4 protein-coding genes and 1 pseudogene are annotated in these 4,416 nt (G+C 42.6%); 4 read left to right on the top strand and 1 reads right to left on the bottom strand.

Annotated features, from left to right (window positions below; translation table 11 throughout):
* The 4 genes and pseudogenes from ACTHJT_RS10945 to ACTHJT_RS10930 all read left to right on the top strand — a co-directional run.
* Positions 1–432: pseudogene (locus tag ACTHJT_RS10945) on the top strand (UDP-3-O-(3-hydroxymyristoyl)glucosamine N-acyltransferase); the annotation flags it as partial.
* Positions 433–451: 19 nt separating this feature from the next.
* Entirely contained in the window at positions 452–1,840 is a 1,389-nt protein-coding gene (locus ACTHJT_RS10940) for a bifunctional UDP-3-O-[3-hydroxymyristoyl] N-acetylglucosamine deacetylase/3-hydroxyacyl-ACP dehydratase (protein WP_440238060.1), read from the top strand.
* Position 1,841: 1 nt separating this feature from the next.
* Positions 1,842–2,621: an acyl-ACP--UDP-N-acetylglucosamine O-acyltransferase gene (gene lpxA / locus ACTHJT_RS10935; protein WP_440238059.1), complete on the top strand. Its 780-nt coding sequence runs from the start codon at positions 1,842–1,844 to the stop codon at positions 2,619–2,621.
* Entirely contained in the window at positions 2,621–3,235 is a 615-nt protein-coding gene (locus ACTHJT_RS10930; protein WP_440238058.1) for an ABC transporter ATP-binding protein, read from the top strand. Before lpxA ends, ACTHJT_RS10930 begins: the two co-directional genes overlap by 1 nt.
* A gap of 87 nt (positions 3,236–3,322) precedes the next feature.
* Here the strand turns inward: ACTHJT_RS10930 and ACTHJT_RS10925 are convergent, their stop codons facing one another.
* Positions 3,323–4,291 (bottom strand): DUF535 family protein, encoded by a 969-nt coding sequence (locus tag ACTHJT_RS10925; RefSeq protein WP_440238057.1) that lies wholly within the window; start codon positions 4,289–4,291, stop codon positions 3,323–3,325.
* Positions 4,292–4,416: the final 125 nt, after the last annotated feature.

Below are 4,416 nucleotides of genomic sequence, written 5' to 3'. Positions count from 1 at the left end.
GTGGTGATCGGCAACCGGGTGGACATTGGCGCCAATACTGTAATAGATTGTGCTACAATGGGTTCAACCATTATTTACGATGGTGTAAAAATCGACAACCTGATCCAGATCGCACATAATGTTAAAATAGGCAAAAACACTGTTATAGCTGCACAGGCAGGCATTTCAGGTTCCACAACGATTGGCGAAAACTGTATCATTGCAGGCCAGGTAGGAATCATCGGCCACATCAAAATTGCTGATAAGACCACCATTGCCGCGCAGGCAGGTATCGGAAGAACCATTTCAGAAACCGGCACTACGCTTTTAGGCTCTCCGGCCATCGAAAAACTCGACTTTTTAAAGTCATTCGCCCTATACAGAAAACTTCCCACATTACAGAAGCGAATTGAGGATTTGGAAGAAAAAATACTAAATTTGTCCAAAATTTAAGGAATAGTACTCTCATTAAATGTATACTAAACAACACACCATTAAAGCGCCCGTTAAGGTATCCGGCGTTGGACTTCATACAGGTGCTCAGGTTAATCTTACTTTTGTTCCTGCCCCCATCAATCAAGGTATTTTATTCAAACGTGTTGACTTACCTGATCAACCGGTAGTTGAGTGTGACGTTGACAATGTTGTTGACGTTTCAAGAGGTACTTCCATTGAAAAAAACGGCGCCCGCATCAATACCGTTGAGCATGCATTAGCTGCTCTGGTTGGCTTGCAGATAGACAATGTTACCATTGAAATTGACGGACCTGAAATTCCGATCATGGATGGTAGCTCTCTTCCTTTCATTGAAGCCATCTCAGCTATTGGTCTGGAAGAGCAGAATGCACTGCGTAACTTCTTTGAAGTACCACACGGCATCTTCTTCCACGATGCAGAAAAAAATATAGAGCTTGCAGCTTTACCACTGGATGACTACCGCGTAACGGTAATGGTTGATTACAACTCTCCGGTTTTAGGCAGCCAGCATGCAACACTTAATAATATTGGCCAGTTTGAAAAGGAAATCGCTTCATGCCGTACGTTCTGCTTCCTGCACGAACTTGAAATGCTGCACAAGCAAAACCTGATCAAGGGCGGTGACCTGAACAATGCCATCGTTATTGTAGACAGAATTGTAAAAGACGATGAACTGGACAGCCTGGCAAAACTTTTCGGCAAGGAAAAAGTTGAAGTTAAGAAAGAAGGTATTCTGAATAATATTGAACTTCGTTATAAAAACGAACCGGCAAGACATAAGCTGTTGGATGTTGTAGGTGACTTGGCTTTGGTTGGCCGTCCGCTGAAAGCACAGATCATGGCAGCTCGTCCGGGCCACGCTTCAAACGTAGCCTTTGCTAAAAAACTAAAACGCGTAATGATGGATTCACGCCAGAAGGCCCCTCAGTATGATATGAGCCAGCCCTCTGTTTTAGACGTAAACCAGATTTACAAAATCCTTCCGCACAGATACCCATTCAAGTTGGTTGACAAGGTTGTTCACCTTGACGAGAACATGATCATTGGTGTTAAGAATGTAACAATCAACGAACCGTTCTTTGAAGGTCACTTCCCTGGAAACCCTGTAATGCCGGGTGTACTTCAGATTGAAGCGATGGCACAGACAGGTGGTATCTTTGTGATGCAATCTGTACCGGATCCGGAAAACTACTGGACATACTTCTTAAGTATTGAAAGTGCTAAATTCCGCCGTATGGTTGTTCCGGGTGATACACTTGTATTTAAATGTGAATTAACTGCTCCTATTAAAAGAGGTATCGCAAAAATGCAGGGGCAGGCATTTGTTGCTGGAAATTTAGTGTGTGAAGCAAGTTTAACAGCAAGCATTGTTAAGAAGAAATAACATGAATCAGCCATTAGCATATATACATCCGGAAGCTAAAATTGCACAGAATGTTGTAATCGAACCTTTCACTACCATTCACAAAAACGTTGAAATAGGTGAAGGTACCTGGATCGGACCAAACGTAACGATCATGGAAGGTGCACGCATCGGGAAGAATTGCAAAATATTCCCTGGCGCTTCTATCTCAACACTCCCTCAGGATCTGAAATTCGAAGGTGAAGAAACACTGACGTTCATTGGTGATAATACGGTTATCAGAGAATGTGTAACAATCAGCAGAGGAACAAAAGATAAATTCAAAACAGTAGTTGGCAGCAACTGCTTATTGATGGCATATGTACACATTGCACACGATTGTATCGTTGGCGACCACTGTATTCTGGCAAACGCTGTGCAGGTAGCAGGTCACGCGACAATCGATGATTACGCGATCATCAGTGGTGCCAGCGCGATCCACCAGTTCTGCAAGATCGGTGCGCACGTAATGGTATCCGGAGGATCTCTTGTACGTAAAGACGTACCTCCTTATACAAAAGCCGGTCGTGAGCCATTGAGCTACTGCGGTATCAACTCTGTAGGTTTGAGACGCCGTGGTTTCTCCAATGAAAAAATCAACGAGATCCAGGATATTTACCGCGTGATCTACCTAAAAGGTTTCAACAACTCTCAGGCCTTAAATCATCTTGAAGTAAACTTTACTCCTTCAAAAGAATTAGATGAGGTTGTAAACTTCATGCGTAACTCAGATAGAGGTATCATGAAAGGTATCGGCGACTAGTGAAAATTTCAGCAAGCAACATTGGCAAAAGATTTAACAGGGACTGGATCTTTAAAAACGTTTCCATCACTGTAGAAAGTTGTTCAACGCTTGCGATCACAGGTTCCAACGGATCCGGTAAGTCTACATTACTTCAAGTATTAAGTTCTTTAACCGTACCAAGCACTGGTACGGTTTCTTTTTTTGTCGGTTCTCAAAAAATTGAAGATCCGGAATTATATAAGCTCATATCCTACGTATCCCCTTCCCAGGAAATCATTGAAGAAATGACACTGGAAGAATTGCTGCAATTCCATCAATCCTTCAAACAGATCGCGATCAGAGAAAGCAAAGCTTTCGCAGACTATTGCGGCATTAACAAAGGTCAGAATAAAGAGATCCGGAATTTTTCATCGGGCATGAAGCAGCGCGTAAAGCTTGGGCTGGCGCTGCTGTCAGATACTCCGCTCCTGTTTCTGGATGAACCTACGAGTAACCTTGATGAACAGGGAACAAAATGGTATCTGGGCGAAATCAGTAAGCTGCTGGATAAAAAAACAATCGTGATCGCCTCAAATATCCCTGAGGAATATGCTTTTGCGAAGCAGGTGCTGAAGATTAGCGACCGTCAATAGAAGTTAAATTCCAAATAACAAAAAACAAATTCCAAACGAGCGTAAACTTCATTCGTTTGGAATTTGTTTTTTGTTATTTGGAATTTCTTATGCTACTGTTTGTTTTCTCTCCTGAGATTCATTTGTAAGACGGTGAACGCAGCCCCCGATCTTACCTGACAGTTCATCCATCAGCTGATACCTTCTTTTGTACACAGCGCGCTTATGGGTCTTTATTTCCTCGTAGCTTTTTCTCAAAGGCACTAATGGTAGTTGATACCAGCCTTCTTTGGCAGGTATGCCGCCGGATTCCATCCAGATGGCATCGTAATCAAATTGTATGTTATGGCGCCATGGTAAATGGATCGCATGTTTCTTCCGATAGGCCTGTATGGAATCTCCTGCGCCATACACCGCCGAGAATCCCATTTGACGGGAGAATTCCTGTATGGCAAAAACAATCAATGCTTTCGGACGCAAGCCGTGCATGAGTTTCTGTGTAACCTTGGTTGCGTTTTCTGCATTCCTGATATGCCCCTGCACACAGCCAATCCTGCAGACCCAAACACCGGCAGAAATTTCTTCAAATGATACTGCAGCCGAAATAATCATCCCACCCAGCTGTTCGCATTCAAATGAAAAGACCAGCTCTCCTTCTTTCCGGTAACGGTCATCGTAACCAATTTTCAATATACCTTCCAGCTCATCGCTCAATTGAAAACGCGACATTTCAATGCCTTCTTTCTGGTGAATAACTTCCCCAAAGGAACTTCCTTTAGCATTGATAAATTTATAGGTATCAAGAATCACTTTCATGCGTTGCTGCTTTGACCAGCGAATAGACATGTATACCCTGAAAGGCTTGAAATATAAGAGCGGACGGTGATATGAAATACTGACAAAGTCGGGCGACTTAAGAATCCTAAACCATTTCGTGGCAAATTTTGAATTCAGGAAAGCACTCCAAAAACTCTTCCATTGTTGCTTTGACAAACTTTTTTTACCCTCACACGCGTACGCTTTCGTAGCGAAATCCCAGCTTTCAAAAGCGCAGGACAAAAGTGGCAAACGATCCATAAATACCAGTTATAAAAGAACCAATGTTCATTCAGCAAAAACAGTATAACAGGAACAACAGATTGAAGTAGAAAAAAACAACTCTATGCTACCTGTTACAACAGTGCATAATTAGCATTTTCAAA

The sequence above is a fragment of the Cytophaga sp. genome, assembly GCF_051961495.1.
In the GTDB taxonomy this organism is placed as follows: Bacteria; Bacteroidota; Bacteroidia; order Cytophagales; family Cytophagaceae; genus Cytophaga.
Note: the sequence above shows the minus strand (reverse complement) of the source record. Positions and strands in the feature narration are given on the sequence as shown.